General features: G+C 45.0%; 22 protein-coding genes. 13 read left to right on the top strand and 9 right to left on the bottom strand.

The window, feature by feature from the left end:
* Positions 1–3: 3 nt before the first annotated feature.
* Positions 4–297 (top strand): TIGR03792 family protein, encoded by a 294-nt coding sequence (locus QUB68_RS07145; protein ID WP_332990734.1) that lies wholly within the window; start codon positions 4–6, stop codon positions 295–297.
* Between the two features lie 196 nt (positions 298–493).
* On the opposite strand, the gene QUB68_RS07150 is transcribed toward QUB68_RS07145, so the two are convergent.
* The gene (locus tag QUB68_RS07150) at positions 494–628 is read right to left on the bottom strand and encodes a hypothetical protein (protein WP_332990736.1); all 135 of its coding nucleotides are present in this window, start codon (positions 626–628) and stop codon (positions 494–496) included.
* Between the two features lie 159 nt (positions 629–787).
* Between QUB68_RS07150 and QUB68_RS07155 the strand changes: the two genes are divergently transcribed.
* From QUB68_RS07155 to QUB68_RS07175, 5 genes are all read left to right on the top strand, one after another.
* Positions 788–922: a hypothetical protein gene (locus tag QUB68_RS07155; protein ID WP_332990738.1), complete on the top strand. Its 135-nt coding sequence runs from the start codon at positions 788–790 to the stop codon at positions 920–922.
* Positions 923–1,017: 95 nt separating this feature from the next.
* Positions 1,018–1,893, top strand: coding sequence for a hypothetical protein (locus QUB68_RS07160; RefSeq protein ID WP_332990740.1), 876 nt, complete (start codon positions 1,018–1,020; stop codon positions 1,891–1,893).
* A 268-nt stretch (positions 1,894–2,161) separates the two neighbouring features.
* Positions 2,162–4,264 (top strand): M3 family metallopeptidase, encoded by a 2,103-nt coding sequence (locus QUB68_RS07165; RefSeq protein WP_332990742.1) that lies wholly within the window; start codon positions 2,162–2,164, stop codon positions 4,262–4,264.
* Positions 4,265–4,395: 131 nt separating this feature from the next.
* Positions 4,396–4,611 carry a hypothetical protein gene (locus tag QUB68_RS07170; protein ID WP_332990743.1) on the top strand — a complete coding sequence of 72 codons (216 nt, stop codon included), beginning with the start codon at positions 4,396–4,398 and terminating at the stop codon, positions 4,609–4,611.
* Positions 4,612–4,616: 5 nt separating this feature from the next.
* Positions 4,617–4,952, top strand: coding sequence for a type II toxin-antitoxin system PemK/MazF family toxin (locus QUB68_RS07175; protein WP_332990746.1), 336 nt, complete (start codon positions 4,617–4,619; stop codon positions 4,950–4,952).
* Between the two features lie 46 nt (positions 4,953–4,998).
* Here the strand turns inward: QUB68_RS07175 and QUB68_RS07180 are convergent, their stop codons facing one another.
* The gene (locus tag QUB68_RS07180) at positions 4,999–5,178 is read right to left on the bottom strand and encodes a DUF433 domain-containing protein (RefSeq protein ID WP_332990748.1); all 180 of its coding nucleotides are present in this window, start codon (positions 5,176–5,178) and stop codon (positions 4,999–5,001) included.
* Positions 5,179–5,240: 62 nt separating this feature from the next.
* Positions 5,241–5,390 carry a hypothetical protein gene (locus QUB68_RS07185; protein WP_332990750.1) on the bottom strand — a complete coding sequence of 50 codons (150 nt, stop codon included), beginning with the start codon at positions 5,388–5,390 and terminating at the stop codon, positions 5,241–5,243.
* A gap of 352 nt (positions 5,391–5,742) precedes the next feature.
* On the opposite strand from QUB68_RS07185, the gene remA reads away from it, so the two are divergent.
* Both remA and gmk read left to right on the top strand, forming a co-directional pair.
* Positions 5,743–6,009: an extracellular matrix/biofilm regulator RemA gene (gene remA / locus QUB68_RS07190; RefSeq protein WP_332990752.1), complete on the top strand. Its 267-nt coding sequence runs from the start codon at positions 5,743–5,745 to the stop codon at positions 6,007–6,009.
* A gap of 78 nt (positions 6,010–6,087) precedes the next feature.
* Positions 6,088–6,651, top strand: coding sequence for a guanylate kinase (gmk, locus tag QUB68_RS07195; RefSeq protein WP_332990754.1), 564 nt, complete (start codon positions 6,088–6,090; stop codon positions 6,649–6,651).
* A gap of 32 nt (positions 6,652–6,683) precedes the next feature.
* Here the strand turns inward: gmk and QUB68_RS07200 are convergent, their stop codons facing one another.
* Positions 6,684–7,421: a hypothetical protein gene (locus QUB68_RS07200; RefSeq protein ID WP_332990756.1), complete on the bottom strand. Its 738-nt coding sequence runs from the start codon at positions 7,419–7,421 to the stop codon at positions 6,684–6,686.
* Between the two features lie 94 nt (positions 7,422–7,515).
* Here QUB68_RS07200 and xseA point away from each other — a divergent pair, with 94 nt between their 5' ends.
* Positions 7,516–8,676 carry an exodeoxyribonuclease VII large subunit gene (gene xseA / locus QUB68_RS07205; protein ID WP_332990758.1) on the top strand — a complete coding sequence of 387 codons (1,161 nt, stop codon included), beginning with the start codon at positions 7,516–7,518 and terminating at the stop codon, positions 8,674–8,676.
* 5 nt (positions 8,677–8,681) lie between these two features.
* On the top strand, positions 8,682–8,909 hold the full coding sequence (gene xseB / locus QUB68_RS07210) for an exodeoxyribonuclease VII small subunit (protein ID WP_332990760.1): 228 nt from the start codon (positions 8,682–8,684) through the stop codon (positions 8,907–8,909).
* Between the two features lie 59 nt (positions 8,910–8,968).
* Here the strand turns inward: xseB and QUB68_RS07215 are convergent, their stop codons facing one another.
* The 4 genes from QUB68_RS07215 to QUB68_RS07230 form a co-directional block, all read right to left on the bottom strand.
* The gene (locus QUB68_RS07215) at positions 8,969–10,138 is read right to left on the bottom strand and encodes a leucine-rich repeat domain-containing protein (protein ID WP_332990762.1); all 1,170 of its coding nucleotides are present in this window, start codon (positions 10,136–10,138) and stop codon (positions 8,969–8,971) included.
* Between the two features lie 38 nt (positions 10,139–10,176).
* Positions 10,177–11,388, bottom strand: coding sequence for a leucine-rich repeat domain-containing protein (locus QUB68_RS07220; protein ID WP_332990764.1), 1,212 nt, complete (start codon positions 11,386–11,388; stop codon positions 10,177–10,179).
* A 158-nt stretch (positions 11,389–11,546) separates the two neighbouring features.
* On the bottom strand, positions 11,547–11,756 hold the full coding sequence (locus QUB68_RS07225) for a CsbD family protein (protein WP_332990765.1): 210 nt from the start codon (positions 11,754–11,756) through the stop codon (positions 11,547–11,549).
* A 281-nt stretch (positions 11,757–12,037) separates the two neighbouring features.
* Positions 12,038–12,874, bottom strand: coding sequence for a PHP domain-containing protein (locus QUB68_RS07230; protein WP_332990767.1), 837 nt, complete (start codon positions 12,872–12,874; stop codon positions 12,038–12,040).
* 54 nt (positions 12,875–12,928) lie between these two features.
* Here QUB68_RS07230 and QUB68_RS07235 point away from each other — a divergent pair, with 54 nt between their 5' ends.
* Both QUB68_RS07235 and QUB68_RS07240 read left to right on the top strand, forming a co-directional pair.
* Positions 12,929–13,090: a hypothetical protein gene (locus tag QUB68_RS07235; RefSeq protein WP_332990769.1), complete on the top strand. Its 162-nt coding sequence runs from the start codon at positions 12,929–12,931 to the stop codon at positions 13,088–13,090.
* A 47-nt stretch (positions 13,091–13,137) separates the two neighbouring features.
* A complete protein-coding gene (locus tag QUB68_RS07240) occupies positions 13,138–13,479 on the top strand; it encodes a hypothetical protein (RefSeq protein ID WP_332990772.1) in 342 nt (113 codons plus the stop codon).
* A 102-nt stretch (positions 13,480–13,581) separates the two neighbouring features.
* Here QUB68_RS07240 and QUB68_RS07245 read toward each other — a convergent pair whose 3' ends face one another.
* Entirely contained in the window at positions 13,582–14,052 is a 471-nt protein-coding gene (locus tag QUB68_RS07245) for a hypothetical protein (protein WP_332990774.1), read from the bottom strand.
* A 129-nt stretch (positions 14,053–14,181) separates the two neighbouring features.
* On the opposite strand from QUB68_RS07245, the gene QUB68_RS07250 reads away from it, so the two are divergent.
* Positions 14,182–14,565, top strand: coding sequence for a VOC family protein (locus tag QUB68_RS07250; protein WP_332990776.1), 384 nt, complete (start codon positions 14,182–14,184; stop codon positions 14,563–14,565).
* Positions 14,566–14,590: the final 25 nt, after the last annotated feature.

A 14,590-nucleotide genomic window follows, 5' to 3' on the forward strand; every position in this document is an offset into this window, starting at 1 on the left:
AAGATGGTAATCGAGTGGCTGAGATTTAAAGTACCTCCGGAAAAGTGGGAGCAGTTTATTGTGCGAGATGAAGAAGTTTGGACTACTGGACTAAGAAGTTTCCCCGGTTTTTTGGGCAAAGAAGTTTGGGTGAATTCGGTGGAAAATGAGGTGGTGATGGTGATTCGCTGGGAAACTAAAGAGCAGTGGAAGTCGGTGCCGCAAAGCACAATAGAGGAGTTGGATGCCAAAATGGGCGATTTGCAAATGCCGATCGCCGAAGGTGGCGAATATCAAGTTCGCAAGTTTTTATCTTAGTTGTTTACGAAGGAAGTTCGGCAACGGATTGTGTAACGGATGTAACGGATGAACGAATGACAGTTGACAGTTGACAGTTGACAGTTGACAGCTTGCGAAAGAGAAGGGTTGACTAATAACTAATGACTACTGACTAATAACTAATGACTACTGACTAATGACCAATGACTAATGACTGATGACTGATTCAGTTACTTTAAGCAAATTTTGCATAGAGAGCTGAAATAAAATTCGCGCTTAAAAAGCCTACTGCTAGTACGAGGATGATAAAGATTGCGATACTGAAAATAGACTTGAGCCGATCGGCATTTTCGGGCTTTTCTGATTTCATTTGTCAATTTTTGCTGTAAATTTGATCCCGGAAATTGAGAAAAATCAAATTATACCAATGCACGAACAAAAATGCAACTCCCGATCGGCTCAAAACTTCGATGATCGCCGTCAATAGGTCGCATTTTTAAATTTAAAATCTAAAAAAATCTAAAATCGGTTGGCCTCCACAGCGATTGTCGATCGCCCGCACCGTCCCCCGAACGCGCCCGCGTCCTGTAAAATAAAGGGCGCGTGGGATCTCAGCTTTGAACAGCGGGAATTGGCGGGCGATCGACTTCACGTTCCCAAATAGATAATATTATGACCCTTAACTTACTTACTCAGGTAAAAATAGAAGAGTGGCAGGAAATAATCTAAAACATATAACTGAAAAAAGGATATAAATCGATGCTCCACCAAGTCTTGCAACCTTACCAACCACAAGAAAATACTATGACCCAAAAAGCCGTGCGGAAGCCAAACCCCCCTGCTAGAAACCACTTGAGGCAAAGTTTTCCTCAAAGACACTGGCTGGAGCTAGCAGAATACGCCTCTCTGGCGGCCTCTGGTTTGGGTTCCGTGGCGGTGGCCGTGTCGGGTCAAGCTTTTTACGGGGTAGCTCCCCTGACTTTGGCTTTGTCGCTGAATGTGGCTAACCGATATCGGTTCGAGCAGCAAGCGCGGCTTCATCAAAATTCGGAAATGGCCCAAGTGCAAAAGTCTGTAAATAAGGTCGAAAAAACGGCGGTGACGGTAATTGTTAAATTACGCAAGCAGTTGTCAGCAGATATTGCAGCGCTGCGCCAGCAAATAGATACACTGCCTAGGGCTGAAGGTTTTGAGGAGTCGATCGACATCGAGCGGCAGTTGCTGAGTTTGGGAGAGTCGGTCGCTTCTTTACAAGACATCGTAGCATCTGCTGCGATCGATGTCCGGCAGCAGGTGAGCGCACAACTGCAAGATTTTCGAGAGGCTAAACCGGCAAATCTCGAAGCTGTGGAACAGGCTATAGAACAACTGCAAAGCGCCACGAAAGGTTTGACAGAAACTGCGATTAGCCGAGACGACTGGGAAGTAGTAAATACTCGATTTTTGGAAATCCAGAAAGTCATGGCCAATTTGCAAAGCCAACTGCAAGCTCCCGCACACCAATCGACTCCAGATTTGTCTGTAGTCCAAGCTCAAATCCACCGTTTGGAACACGAGCAGCAAGAAGTTGTTAAACCTCACCTCAAGCGTTTAATCACGGTTGTTAAGCAGTTGCAGCACACACAAGACAGTTGACAGTTGGCAGTTGGCAGTTGGCAGTTGGCAGTTGGCAGTTGGCAGTTGGCAGTTGGCAGTTGACATTAGTGATTAGTGATTAGTGATGGGTGATTGGTCATTAGTCATTGGTCATTAGTCATCAATCAGAAGGAAGATTTTCCCCTTCTCCCCTTCTCCCCTTCTCCCGGTCTCCGGGCTGGAGTCCAATTTTTTTGACAACTGTGTTACAAATTTAAAAGCTAATCTGTCTAGTTCACCTGTTTTCAACCTGTTACAAGAAAATTAAATGACTGCAACCGTAACTATTACTGATAACCCGTTACTAATTGGCAAAGGATTGCCACCGTTTGACGCGATCGCATCCTCACACGTAGTCCCCGCTGTAACTCAACTCCTGACCGAACTAGAAGCCTCGCTAGCTGCCTTAGAAGCGTCTGTTGAGCCGACTTGGAGCGGCTTAGTAGAACCGCTGCAACGGCTCGGAGAGCGTTTAAATTGGACTTGGAGCATTGTCGGACATTTGATGGGTGTGAAAAATAGCCCGGAATTGCGATCGGCACACGAAACAGTGCAGCCGGAAGTAGTAAAATTTTGGAGCAAGCTCAGTCAAAGCAAACCGCTTTACGAAGCTTTTAAAGCGCTGCGGGCGATCGAAAATTGGGACAGCTTAGAGTCAGCTCAACAGCGAATTGTCGAAGCCGCCATCCGAGATGCTCAACTCTCCGGCGTTGGCTTAGAAGGTGAGCAAAAAGACCGTTTCAATGCCATTCAATTAGAAATGGCCGAAATTACTACGCAATTTTCCAATCACGTCCTCGACGCTACCAAAGCTTTCAGTATCACCCTCACAAACAAAGACGAAATTGACGGTTTACCGCCGAGTTTGTTGAGTTTAGCAGCTCAAGCCGCTCGCGCTGCGGGTGCAGAAAATGCGGATGCCCAAAACGGCCCTTGGCGGATTACTTTAGATTTTCCGAGTTACGGCCCTTTCATGCAGCACAGCACTCGCCGTGATTTGCGCGAACAGTTGTACAAAGCTTTGATCGGCAGAGCAAGCAGTGGAGAATTGAATAACTGGCCTTTGACCGATCGCATTTTAGCACTGCGCCACGAAAAAGCTGCTTTACTTGGGTTTAGCAGTTATGCCGAATTGAGTCTGGCTAGCAAAATGGCTCCAGACGTTGCAGCAGTGGAAGCTTTGTTAGAAGAATTGCGCTTGGCTAGCTACGATGCTGCTGTCAAAGATTTAGCAGATTTGAAAGCGTTTGCTACCAGCAAAGGCGCTGCGGAATCCGGGGATTTGAAGCACTGGGATATCGGTTTTTGGTCGGAACGCCAGCGGGAAGAAAAGTTTGCTTTTAGTGCCGAAGAATTGCGCCCTTATTTTGCTTTGCCGCAGGTATTGGACGGATTATTTGGATTGGTAAAGCGGTTGTTCGGTGTGACAGTAACTGCGGCGGATGGTCAATCTCCTGTGTGGCACGAAAGTGTGCGTTATTTCAGAATAGATGATGAAGCCGGAAATGCGATCGCCAATTTCTATTTAGACCCCTACAGCCGCCCGGAAGAAAAGCGCGGTGGTGCTTGGATGGACGAGTGCGTGGTGCGCGCTAAATTCGTGGAATCTGGAAAAACAACCACGCGGTTGCCGGTGGCTTATTTGGTGTGCAACCAAAGTCCTCCAGTTGACGACAAACCGAGTTTAATGACTTTCTTGGAAGTAGAAACTTTGTTTCACGAATTCGGTCACGGTTTGCAGCATATGCTAACAACCGTAGACTATCCGGGAGCTTCTGGTATCAATAATGTTGAGTGGGATGCGGTGGAATTGCCCAGTCAATTTATGGAGAATTGGTGTTACGATCGCGCGACGTTATTCGGGATGGCAAAGCATTACCAAACTGGGGAAACTTTGCCGGAACACTATTACCAAAAACTGCTAGCAGCGCGCCACTATATGAGCGGTAGCGCCATGCTCAGGCAAGTACATCTTAGCAGTGTTGACATCGAATTGCACCACCGTTATCGATCGGGCGGCAGCGAAACTGTGGCGGATGTTCGCAAGCGCATCGCTAAAACTACTACTGTTTTACCTCCTCTGGAAGAAGACGCATTTTTGTGCGCTTTTGGACATATTTTTGCGGGAGGCTATGCGGCGGGCTATTACAGTTATAAGTGGGCGGAAGTTCTCAGCGCTGATGCTTTTGGGGCGTTTGAGGAGGCGGGTTTGGAAGATGAAAGTGCGATCGCCTCTACAGGTAAACTCTTCCGAGATACAGTGTTAGGATTGGGCGGCAGTTTGCACCCTATGGAAGTGTTTAAAACTTTCCGGGGACGCGAACCCAGCACTAAAGCTTTGTTGAGACACAGCGGTTTAGTTGCGGCTTAATCAACTGTGGAAAAACCGGGATTAATGCGGGTAAATTTATCTGCATTAATCCCTGTTTTTAGCTTAATTTACTTCGCCTCGCTGCACAAAATGGCTGATTCAGGTTAAGATAAGGGACAGGAGGTTGTACTATGCCAACGACTGCTCAAGAAATTTATACTGAAGTTGTCCGCAATCTGTCGCTGACGGAACGTTTGCGCTTAGCGAATCTTATACTCAACGATTTAGTTGAGAAAAATGTGTCGGTTATCGATCGAAGCGATACTTGGACTGAGGACGATCGAACCGATATAACAACCTTCTCTTTACAGTACGCAGCTATGCTTTTCCCTGAAAGCGAGGAGTAACAAGCGTGACATTCAATCCCGGTGAAGTAGTCACAGTAGATTTTCCCGGTGTGACGGGTATTAAACGCCGTCCTGCTGTGGTTCTCTCGTCAGCAACTTATCAAGCAACTCGTCCCGATGTCATAGTCGGACTTATCACCACTCAAACGACGGATCTAGGGGCTACAGACTGTACTCTTCAGGATTGGGCCGCAGCAGGTTTACGGGTTGCATCCGTTTTCCGCAGCTTCATCGTCACTCTACCGCCGTCTGCTAACTTGGTTCGGATTGGGCATCTATCAGAGCGTGATTGGAAAGATGTTTGTGCGTGCGTAAAACTAGCTTTTGCAGAGTTGAATTAGCCTGATTCACCGTCTTTTCGGTAGTGTGAATTGCTTCAACGATAATTTAAGCATACCGCCCTCCGCGAAAAATATTCTCTACCTGCAAATCTGGAGAATAGTCTCGAATACTCTCTTCAAATGAAAGTCCCTCAGCCAGCAATTCGAGAACACTTTGCACAGTAATGCGAGTTGCTATGGAATATTTGCGAAAATGAATTTTAGGGTTGACTGAAATTATATTCATATCCGCCATCAAATGACTGGCTGGACTAATTGTAGAACATCATGCAAGAAACATCTGTAGTTTTACACTTTCTCCCCAATCTTTTTGTGGAAAATTGAGGATGATGTACGCGCGGCGTAGCTATCCTGTAGGCGATCGCCAGCCGGTTTTAGCTTAGGTTGAAGGCTCATCAAAGCAGCATCAGTATTATTACTGTCAGTATAAACTGCCATTTGCAAATATTTGCTGTAATTTCTCAGTGATAATACTTAACTTTCCCTCACGCTGAAATTAACTTTATATTTCGCAACATTTACAGGCTTTTGTCTCCATACAGCTAATGCTTTTATTAGCAACTAAAAATCCCGGATTTTACCGAATCTTTAATATAAAGCGGTCAACAGCCCTAGGTTTTTAAAGTTTTGATAAAGACGGCCGACTCTGCCTCAAAAACTAGAAAAAAATGCAGGCAAAAACTCAAAAAATAAGTTATGAATAATTTTAAACTTGTCACATAAAATTGTTGTATATATGATAATAAATAAGGATTGATAGTTACTCGTTCACCTATAGATTGAGATATTCATGGATATTCAATTAATTAATATCGGTTTTGGTAATATTGTGTCTGCTAACCGAGTGATTGCGATTGTCAGTCCCGAGTCAGCGCCTATTAAGCGTATAATTACTGATGCGCGGGAGCGGGGACAACTGGTTGATGCTACTTACGGCCGCCGCACGAGAGCGGTAATTATTACAGATTCGAGTCACGTCATCCTGTCGGCGATTCAGCCGGAAACGGTGGCTAATCGTTTTGCGATCGGCAAAGAGGGTCAAACTCGGGATGATTGAGGTTTGTCGGTTGCAATTTGAGCACTTACAGTATAGAGTAAGCGAAAACTTAAATTGTTACACGTCTCTATTCTAAAAATGAAATCCGGTAAATTAATTGTTCTGACGGGGCCTAGCGGTGTGGGGAAAGGCACCCTAGTGCGATCGCTCCTCAATCGCCATCCCGAATTGCATCTTTCAGTATCGGTGACAACTCGTGAGCCCCGTGAGGGAGAAATTGAAGGCCAACACTACTATTTTGTCAGTCGCAGTCGTTTTGAACAAATGGTTGAGGCTGACGAATTGGCGGAATGGGCGGAGTTTGCGGGCAATCTTTACGGTACTCCATATTTTGCTCTCCAGCAGCGTACTGGTGAGGGAAAATCGGTATTGTTGGAAATTGAACTCGAAGGAGCGAGGCAAATTAGAAATAAGTTTCCTGAAGCTTTGCGAATTTTTATTTTACCTCCTTCTTGGGAAGAATTGGAACGGCGGCTGCGGACTCGGGGCCAAGATTCCGAAAGTGCGATCGCCCGTCGGTTGCTGCGGGCTAAGGAGGAGATTGAAGCTGCGGGGGAATTTGATTTCCAAGTTATTAACGATGATTTAGAAGTTGCTTTGAAAAAACTAGAATCCGTATTGTTTGTTAGCGAAATAAAATGAGAGTATGATAATTTGATATTGCCAACTACCCACTAACAATGACCGATTACCCATTTCTCAGTCCGCGCTAAAACTTCGGTACTTTCTTTGATAGCCACACAAACTTTTAAATTCAGTTCGAGAGTCTCCGAGTCAGGCAAAAACTTCCTGAGCGGTTCAATTTCGCGAGCAGAACAGCCCAACATTTCCATATAAGCCAGCGTCCATCCAATAGCTGCAATGTCGCTTACATAGCCTTCTCCAGCGCACAGGTGACAATCCGATTCACCCTCGGGGCCGCACTCGGGACAAACCCAATTGCTGAGATGTAAACAGGGTTGATTAGTGCGAGAAGCTGATGCAATTGCTAAAGCTTTAATGTGATTTTGAACTACTTGTTTAAAACCACGTTTTTGGTTGTTGTCGTGAGTGGAACTATTGTGCGATCGCCCGATCGCACTTCCTGGCTGTGGCGACGAAGCCAGAGATGCTGTTTTGTTCTCAATTTTGACTCCAGATTCGCCCAGGTTCGCCGTTAGCTGAATACCATAATCTTGTAACTCTTTAGTCTGAGAGTGGTTGAGTGCGCTGTCAGAATCAGACTCGGAAGTTGTGAAGGATGATTCTATGTTATCAGCAAAACCTTGCATCGAGAGGTGATGTTCGATCGCCAAAGACCAAGTTCTTTTATGCCGAAGATCGCCATATTTTCTGGCTTCGGCATCAGTAATGCCGATCGCCGCAGCCTCTTGGCGCAGCATATTCATCGAAGTCATGACATCTGATATCATTAGTTTGTTTGGCGTTGATTTACGATCGCTCGATCGACCTACAAATAAATTACCTTAAACATAGTAACCTAGGTTTCTGGAATTAGGACTATCAATGAATGCAATTTTTCCTGACACAACGTTATCGGTGGGCGGACTGACATCATACCTGCAAGAGTTGCTGGAGGGCGATCGCAACCTGCAATCAGTTTGGCTGATCGGCGAGGTGTCGAACGTTTCGCAACACGCCAGCGGCTGCTTTTTCACTCTGTGCGATCCCGACAAAAGCGCTGCGATTCGCTGCGTGGTGTGGAATTCGCTGCGGCAAAAATTGGTGCAAATGCCCGTAAAAGGGGAACAATTGCTGGTTTTGGGAAGCATCCGAGTGTACAAAAATCGCGGCGAGTACCAGTTGACTGTGGTGCAATCGCTACCGGGTGGGGAAGGATTGGAGGCTTTGCGGTTGCAGCAATTGCGATCGCGCTTGGAAGCCGAGGGTTTCTTCGATCCCGCCAGAAAGCGCCCGATTCCCGCACACCCGCAAATTGTGGCGGTAGTCACATCTGATACTGGCGCTGCGTGGGGGGATATTCAGCGCACGTTAGCGCAGAGATATCCGGGTTTGCAGGTGTTGCTGTCTCCGACTTTGGTGCAGGGAGATTTGGCTGCTGCTGCGATTGCTAGGGCGATCGCCCTGGTAGAATTGGACGGTAGGGCTGATGTGATCATTTTAGGGCGCGGCGGCGGTTCTGCGGAGGATTTGGCTTGTTTTAATGATGAAAGAGTCGTCAGGGCGATCGCGAATTGCACAATTCCAATTATTACAGGAATCGGCCACGAAAGAGACGAATCTCTCGCCGATTTAGTAGCAGATAAACGAGCGCATACTCCGACGGCGGCGGCTACCCAAGCTGTACCAATTTTAGCAGATATTTACTCGGAACACCAGCAAAGAATGCTAAATTTAGCAAGTGTTGTAAAAGCCAGATTTCAGACAGAATCAGAGCATTTGCAACAGTTACAAAACCGACTAAAACGGTTGCCTGCGACATCGCGAACTTTGCGGCAAGCAACTGGTAAACTGGAAATATTGCAAGAAAAGTTAGCAGCCCTAAATCCGGCGGCGGTTTTGGAAAGGGGTTATGCGGCGGTAATGCAGGCTGACGGTAGGATTGTCCGCCAAACTGACGGTTTGGTGTTGGGTGAGGAGTTGACTGTGAGGTTGAGTCGGGGCGTGCTGAAGGTTAAGATTGTAGAAGTGTTGGATGCAGAATAAATGCTATGGTTAAGTCGAAGTTGCGCCAGTCTGACTGGAATTATGAGGAAACGGTCGATCGCATTGAGGCGATTATCGATCGGGTAGAATCGGGAGAATTGCCACTAGAGGAGGTTTTTGAGCAGTTTGCGGTGGCTGTCGAGTGTTTGCAGGAGTGCGAAGGTTTTCTGGCGCGGGGGAAGGATCAGATGGATTTGGCGATCGGGCTTTTAGCCGCGGAACCCGATTTTTAAGCGCAGATGAACGCGGATAAATGTGGATGAAATATGTTGATTCGTTATTGGATAAGTGATTACCAACTACAGATAGACTTTCGGCTGAGAGGGCAAGTTTTGATAGCTATCTGATTGTCCTGGAGACCGAGATCCTTCAGTTTAGTCAAGGATTTTAGCGGTTTGATGTCGCTGATTTGATTTTTGGAGAGAGAGAGCGAAGTCAGTTTAGTTAAAGATTCTAACGGTTTGATGTCGCTGATTTGATTTTTGGAGAGAGAGAGCGAAGTCAGGTTAGTCAAAGATGCTAGCGGTTTGATGTCGCTGATTTGATTGTCAAAGAGGTCGAGCTGTGTCAGTTTAGTCAAAGAGGCTAGCGGTCTAATGTCGCTGATTTGATTGAAGTTGAGGTCTAGCTTAGTCAGCTTAGTCAAGGATTCTAGCGGTTTAATGTCGCTGATTTGATTGTCAAAGAGGATGAGTTTAGTCAGGTTAGCCAAGGATGCTAGCGGTTTAATGTCGCTGATTTGATTTTTGTCGAGGGAGAGTTCCGTCAGTTGAGTCAAGGATGCTAGCGGTTTAATGTCGCTGATTTGATTAAATTTGAGGTCTAGCTTAGTCAGCTTAGTCAAGGATTCTAGCGATTTAATGTCGCTGATTTGATTTTGGGCGAGGACGAGCCAAGTTAGGTTAGTCAACGATTGCAGGGGTTTGATGTCCTTGATTCCATTGTTGTCCAGGAAGAACTCAGTCAGGTTAGTCAACGATTGTAGCGGTTTGATGTCGTTGACTTTATTTCCGCTGAGTTCGAGATAAGTCAGGTTCGTCAAAAATTCTAGCGGTTTAACGTCGCTGATTTGATTGAAGTGGAGAGATAGTTCAGTCAGGTTCGTCAAAGATGCTAGCGGTTTAATGTCGCTGATTTTATTGCCGCCGAGGTCGAGTACCGTGAGACTTAAAAGTTTTTGATTAGCCGCATCGCACTCGGTAGTCCCTGCTCGCTGCAACAGTATCTCAACAGTATGTTTAGCTTCACGAGTCAAATCAGCTTTTTGGCGACACCAATCACCAAATGTTCTTCGACTATTTCCCGACTGCGGATCTGCAGCTAAGTCGGAAGGTCTATTTCCACATGATGCTAGAACGATCGCACTACAAGTAATTACTATAAACTTTTGTAGTTTTACAACACCCTGTTGGCGATACTGATACAGTAACTTCATGTGTTTTTGTGCAACTCGAACTCTCATCTTTTACCTCTAATTTTCTGAACGGTAAAGTTTTATGGTTAATATTCCTCTTTTGGTGCTTCCCACTGACAGAGAGACTTTGGCTTGAGAGGGCAATTTTTGAGAACGATCGGATTTCTCACGAGGCTGAGTTCAGTCAGTTTAGTCATGGATTGTAGCGGTTTGATATCGCGGATTTGGTTGTCGGAGATCGAGAGCCTAATCAGCTTAGTCATGGATTGTAGTGGTTTTATATCGCTGATTTTATTGTAACTGAGTTCGAGTTCAGTCAGGTTAGTCATTGATTTTAGTGATTTGATATCGCTGATTTTATTGTAGCTGAGTTTGAGTTCAGTCAGGTTAGTCATTGATTGTAGCGGTTTGATGTCGCTGATTTGATTCTCAAAGAGGTCGAGCTTCGTCAGTTTATTCAAAGATTTTAGCGGTTTAATATCGCTAATTTGATTGCTGTTGAGGTTGATCTCCTTCAGTTGAGTCAAGGATTCTAGCGGCTTAATGTCGCTGATTTGATTTTCCCTGAGTTCGAGATAAGTCAGGTCTGTCAAGGATTCTAACGGTTTAATGTCGCTAATTTGATTGTCGCTGAGGTTGAGGTTCTTCAATTTAGTCAAGGATTGTAGCGGTTTGATGTCGTTGATTCCATTGTGTGTGAGGTCGAGTTCAGTCAATTTAGTCAAGGATTGTAGCGGTTTGATGTCGTCGATTCCATTGTAGCTGAAGAGGAGGGAAGTCAGGTTAGTCAAGGATTTTAACGGTTTAATGTCGTCTATCGGATTTAAGCTGAGGTCGAGTTCAGTCAGGTTAATCAAAGAGGCTAGCGGTTTAATGTCGCTGATTGCATTGCGGCCGAGGTCGAGTTTAGTCAGGTTAATCAAAGAGGCTAGCGGTTTAACGTCGCTGAGCCGTTTAATGTCGCTGATTTCATTCTGACTGAGGTCGAGTACCGTGAGACTTAAAAGTTTTTGATTGGCCGCATCGCACTCAGTAGTCCCTGCTTTCTGCAACAGCATCTCAACAGTATGTTTAGCTTCAGGAATCAAATTTGCTCGCGTGAGACACCAATCAGCAAATGTTCGTCCACTTTTTCCCGGTTGCGGTTCCGAGACTAACACGGAAGGTGGGTTTCTACATGATGCTAGAACGATCGCACTACAAGTAATTAGTATAAACTTTTGTAGTTTTACAACACCCTGTTGGCGATACTGATACAGTAACTTCATGTGTTTCTGTGCAACTATAAGTGTCATCATCTTGTATCTCTAATTTTCTGATACCTAAGTTAGGAAATTTTCTCAACACATTATCTTACGGTTCCTGAGCGGAGTCGAAGGATATTCAAGTTTGATAAAAATCTTGTGGGGTGGGCCAGAAAGCCCGCCCCACAATTACAATTTAGATGCAGGAAAGCTTACAATTTGTCGATCGCCCTTTTAGCCTTATCGCTCAGATTTTTCACAGCATCTTTCACATCTTCTGCTGCGTGGCGGGCGGCCGATTCCGCTTGTTTCGCCTTACCTTCAGCCTGGTCTTTTTTGTTGCCCGTGATGTTACCGAAAATTTCCTGAGCTTTGCCTTCTACGTTTTTGCCGATCGCCTTTGCTCTGTCTTCTGTACTCATAATCAGCTCCATTGAGTAGTTGAACGTTACTACTATCCTAACATTAACTCAACTAAAATTCCTCGCTAAATTCACATTAATTTATGTTGTTTTTGATTTTTATCATTTTTTAGTAGACCTCTTGCGTAAATCATTGATTGATACAGAAACCGCAGATGATGGCAGATAAACACAGATGTACGCAGATAGTTTTAGCATTTTTCAAGATGTCTAAGACGGTGCGTCAGAATGGCTTGATTGTTCCTATTTACTCGGATAAAAGCAGATGCACCCTACAGTTATTATTTCAAACTCGCCGCAGCAACCTTAATCGGTTCCAGCAATTCTAACGGTATATGCAGCATATTCAATTGGGTACTTTCAACACCTTTCCTTTCATTCCTTTCAGGATCGGGGCCGTGATAATCGCTGCCACCTGTCATCAGCAAACCATAATCAAGACACATTTTTTTGAGCTTTTCTATTTGGCTGGAACTGTGGCTGGGATGGTATACTTCGACTCCCATTAATCCTGCATCTACTAATTCTTTTAAAACTTCCTCAACAGCGCCGCCGCGAAATAAATAAGGGTGCGCCCAGACTGGTACTGCGCCGCAACTCCGCAATAAATTGATGCCTTCGGCGATCGAGAATTTCTCGTAATGTACGTAAGCCGGGCCGTCATCTCCCAGCCAGCGATCGAAGGCTTCGCGCGATGATTTGGCGTGACCCGCTTTTACAAGTGCAGAGGCAATATGAGGCCTTCCCGGTGCCATTCCTGGGGATGTTGTTGGCAGTTCGATCGCATATCCCAACGCTGCTAATTTTTCTACCATTTCCTGCGATCGGCGAAACCTGCCTTCTATGCGATCGTTCAAAGGAATTTGCAATTTATTCGCATCAGGATAAAAACCTAAAATATGCAGCGATCGACCATTGTGGACTGTACTGAGTTCTAGTCCTGGGACTATTTCTACATTGTACAAGTCAGCGGCAGCGAAGGCTTCATCCCAACCAGACATCGTATCGTGATCCGTGATAGCTAAAGCGCGAACACCTGACGCAGCGGCGGCTGCGACGAGTTCGGTAGGGGTGAGAGTACCGTCGGAATAAGTTGTGTGACAGTGAAGTTCTAGCATTTGCAGAGGGAAGAGGGAAAATTTTGTTTAATTCAAAACTGCAAACTGTTGCTTGTGCCAGTTGCAGAATTGGCTCTGATTCAGCCTTGGCTTGGAGTTGACGCCAAAGCACTCTCAAGTTATACACCATATACACTATTCGTGCGATCGGCTGTCAGGGTCGATCGAGATCAAGACTGTGAAGGTTGGGATAGTGGCATTTTGCTGTCACTGTAACTCAGGTATTTTTTCTAAAGTAATAACATGACGTTCAGGAAACACTTATGAAATCTACTCTTTGCTTCCCCGAAATTTCCCTACACAACAAAGTTAACGATCGTAGTAATGCACCTAATTCTCATAGTAACATAGATTATTGTATCGCCGCTGCTTGGATTGACTTAGTAGGAGGAGACTACAGTAAGTTTGGAGGAGATGATTGGCTTCCTCTGTGTGGCGATATTGATGACGGGGAAATTTACCGGGAATGGTTTTTGTGGCAAGACACCGAAGAGACTCAAGAGTGGGAAGCCTACGATCCAATTACTAATTATCGAGTTGTGGCATCTAGCAGAGAAATAATGATTGCTAAAATTGATAACATAGAAGATAACAGACAAGTTTAAAATCAAGGGAGAATGTTAAACTTTGACTTTTTTAGAACTCACCCACAGACTCTACTTGTAGGGTGCGAACTCCGCACCCTAATACTAAATAGTCCGAGTGTTTCAACCTGCTGGTATTGCTTTGTTATTTTCTCGTTCTAATTTGCGCTGCTTCAAGGCTGCAAGGTTTTGTTTGATCGTGTCGATCGCACTTTCATTCCCCTGCTGTTGATATAATTCGCTAGCACGGATCAAATCTGCCACAGCCTCGCCGTCCGATCGCAAATTAGCAAAAACCAAACCACGATTGTGGTACACTTCTGCCAAAGTTGAAATTTCTTCTAAAGCGCTAGTAAACTTATCTTGAGCTTTGCGGTAATCTCCAGATTGATAAGCCTCAATCCCTTGTTGGAAATAAACCGCAGCTTTGCTTCCTGCATCAGTAGCTGGAAAATCTGGCGAGTTTAAAATTGGTTCTTTAAACAGCACAGAAATGCTGCCCTTGCCGAAATAAGCCCAAGTCATTGTCCCCACGCCAATCCCCAGCGCAGCGACCACAATGACAGACAGAGCAATAAAATTGGTGATTTCCATAGAGAAATATTTGTTGTATGAGAATATGATAATATAGTTTTGAGTTTTCACCACGGTTATTAGTCATATACCAATGATTGAACGCAATTCCCCCAATTGTCCATTACTAATTTCCCATTACCAATTTATATGAGTTTCCAGTACAGCGCCGCCCTTGTGACTTTAGCAGACATTGACAAAGAAGTTCTAGTTAAATTTTACACAAAATTTCTCGACATAGAACCAAACCCCTATATTCCCAATACCTATGCTGAATTTCAACTACCCGGCTTAAGACTCGGCATATTCAAACCCAAAGAGTCCCACAAATCGGAATTTGCAAGTCGAGAAAAAACAGGCATGAGTTTGTGTTTAGAAGTCAGCAATATCGAAACTGCGATCGCCCGAATCTGGGCATTAGGATATCCGCCCGCCGGAGAAATCATCAAAGCTTCTCACGGTTTAGAAATTTATGCCTTCGATCCCGCCGGAAATCGCATAATTTTGCATCAATCCTATTATAATGTAGAATAATCGCTAAAAATTTGTTAACTTGCGA

Source organism: Microcoleus sp. A006_D1 (assembly GCF_036702805.1).
Lineage (GTDB): Bacteria > Cyanobacteriota > Cyanobacteriia > Cyanobacteriales > Microcoleaceae > Microcoleus.

Coding starts and splice junctions, on each gene's coding strand:
- QUB68_RS07145 (WP_332990734.1), top strand. CDS start 4: ATGGTAATCGAGTGGCTGAGATTTAAAGTACCTCCGGAAAAGTGGGAG.
- QUB68_RS07150 (WP_332990736.1), bottom strand. CDS start 628: ATGAAATCAGAAAAGCCCGAAAATGCCGATCGGCTCAAGTCTATTTTC.
- QUB68_RS07160 (WP_332990740.1), top strand. CDS start 1,018: ATGCTCCACCAAGTCTTGCAACCTTACCAACCACAAGAAAATACTATG.
- QUB68_RS07165 (WP_332990742.1), top strand. CDS start 2,162: ATGACTGCAACCGTAACTATTACTGATAACCCGTTACTAATTGGCAAA.
- QUB68_RS07170 (WP_332990743.1), top strand. CDS start 4,396: ATGCCAACGACTGCTCAAGAAATTTATACTGAAGTTGTCCGCAATCTG.
- QUB68_RS07180 (WP_332990748.1), bottom strand. CDS start 5,178: ATGAATATAATTTCAGTCAACCCTAAAATTCATTTTCGCAAATATTCC.
- QUB68_RS07185 (WP_332990750.1), bottom strand. CDS start 5,390: ATGGCAGTTTATACTGACAGTAATAATACTGATGCTGCTTTGATGAGC.
- remA (WP_332990752.1), top strand. CDS start 5,743: ATGGATATTCAATTAATTAATATCGGTTTTGGTAATATTGTGTCTGCT.
- gmk (WP_332990754.1), top strand. CDS start 6,088: ATGAAATCCGGTAAATTAATTGTTCTGACGGGGCCTAGCGGTGTGGGG.
- QUB68_RS07200 (WP_332990756.1), bottom strand. CDS start 7,421: ATGATATCAGATGTCATGACTTCGATGAATATGCTGCGCCAAGAGGCT.
- xseA (WP_332990758.1), top strand. CDS start 7,516: ATGAATGCAATTTTTCCTGACACAACGTTATCGGTGGGCGGACTGACA.
- xseB (WP_332990760.1), top strand. CDS start 8,682: ATGGTTAAGTCGAAGTTGCGCCAGTCTGACTGGAATTATGAGGAAACG.
- QUB68_RS07215 (WP_332990762.1), bottom strand. CDS start 10,138: ATGAGAGTTCGAGTTGCACAAAAACACATGAAGTTACTGTATCAGTAT.
- QUB68_RS07220 (WP_332990764.1), bottom strand. CDS start 11,388: ATGATGACACTTATAGTTGCACAGAAACACATGAAGTTACTGTATCAG.
- QUB68_RS07225 (WP_332990765.1), bottom strand. CDS start 11,756: ATGAGTACAGAAGACAGAGCAAAGGCGATCGGCAAAAACGTAGAAGGC.
- QUB68_RS07230 (WP_332990767.1), bottom strand. CDS start 12,874: ATGCTAGAACTTCACTGTCACACAACTTATTCCGACGGTACTCTCACC.
- QUB68_RS07240 (WP_332990772.1), top strand. CDS start 13,138: ATGAAATCTACTCTTTGCTTCCCCGAAATTTCCCTACACAACAAAGTT.
- QUB68_RS07245 (WP_332990774.1), bottom strand. CDS start 14,052: ATGGAAATCACCAATTTTATTGCTCTGTCTGTCATTGTGGTCGCTGCG.
- QUB68_RS07250 (WP_332990776.1), top strand. CDS start 14,182: ATGAGTTTCCAGTACAGCGCCGCCCTTGTGACTTTAGCAGACATTGAC.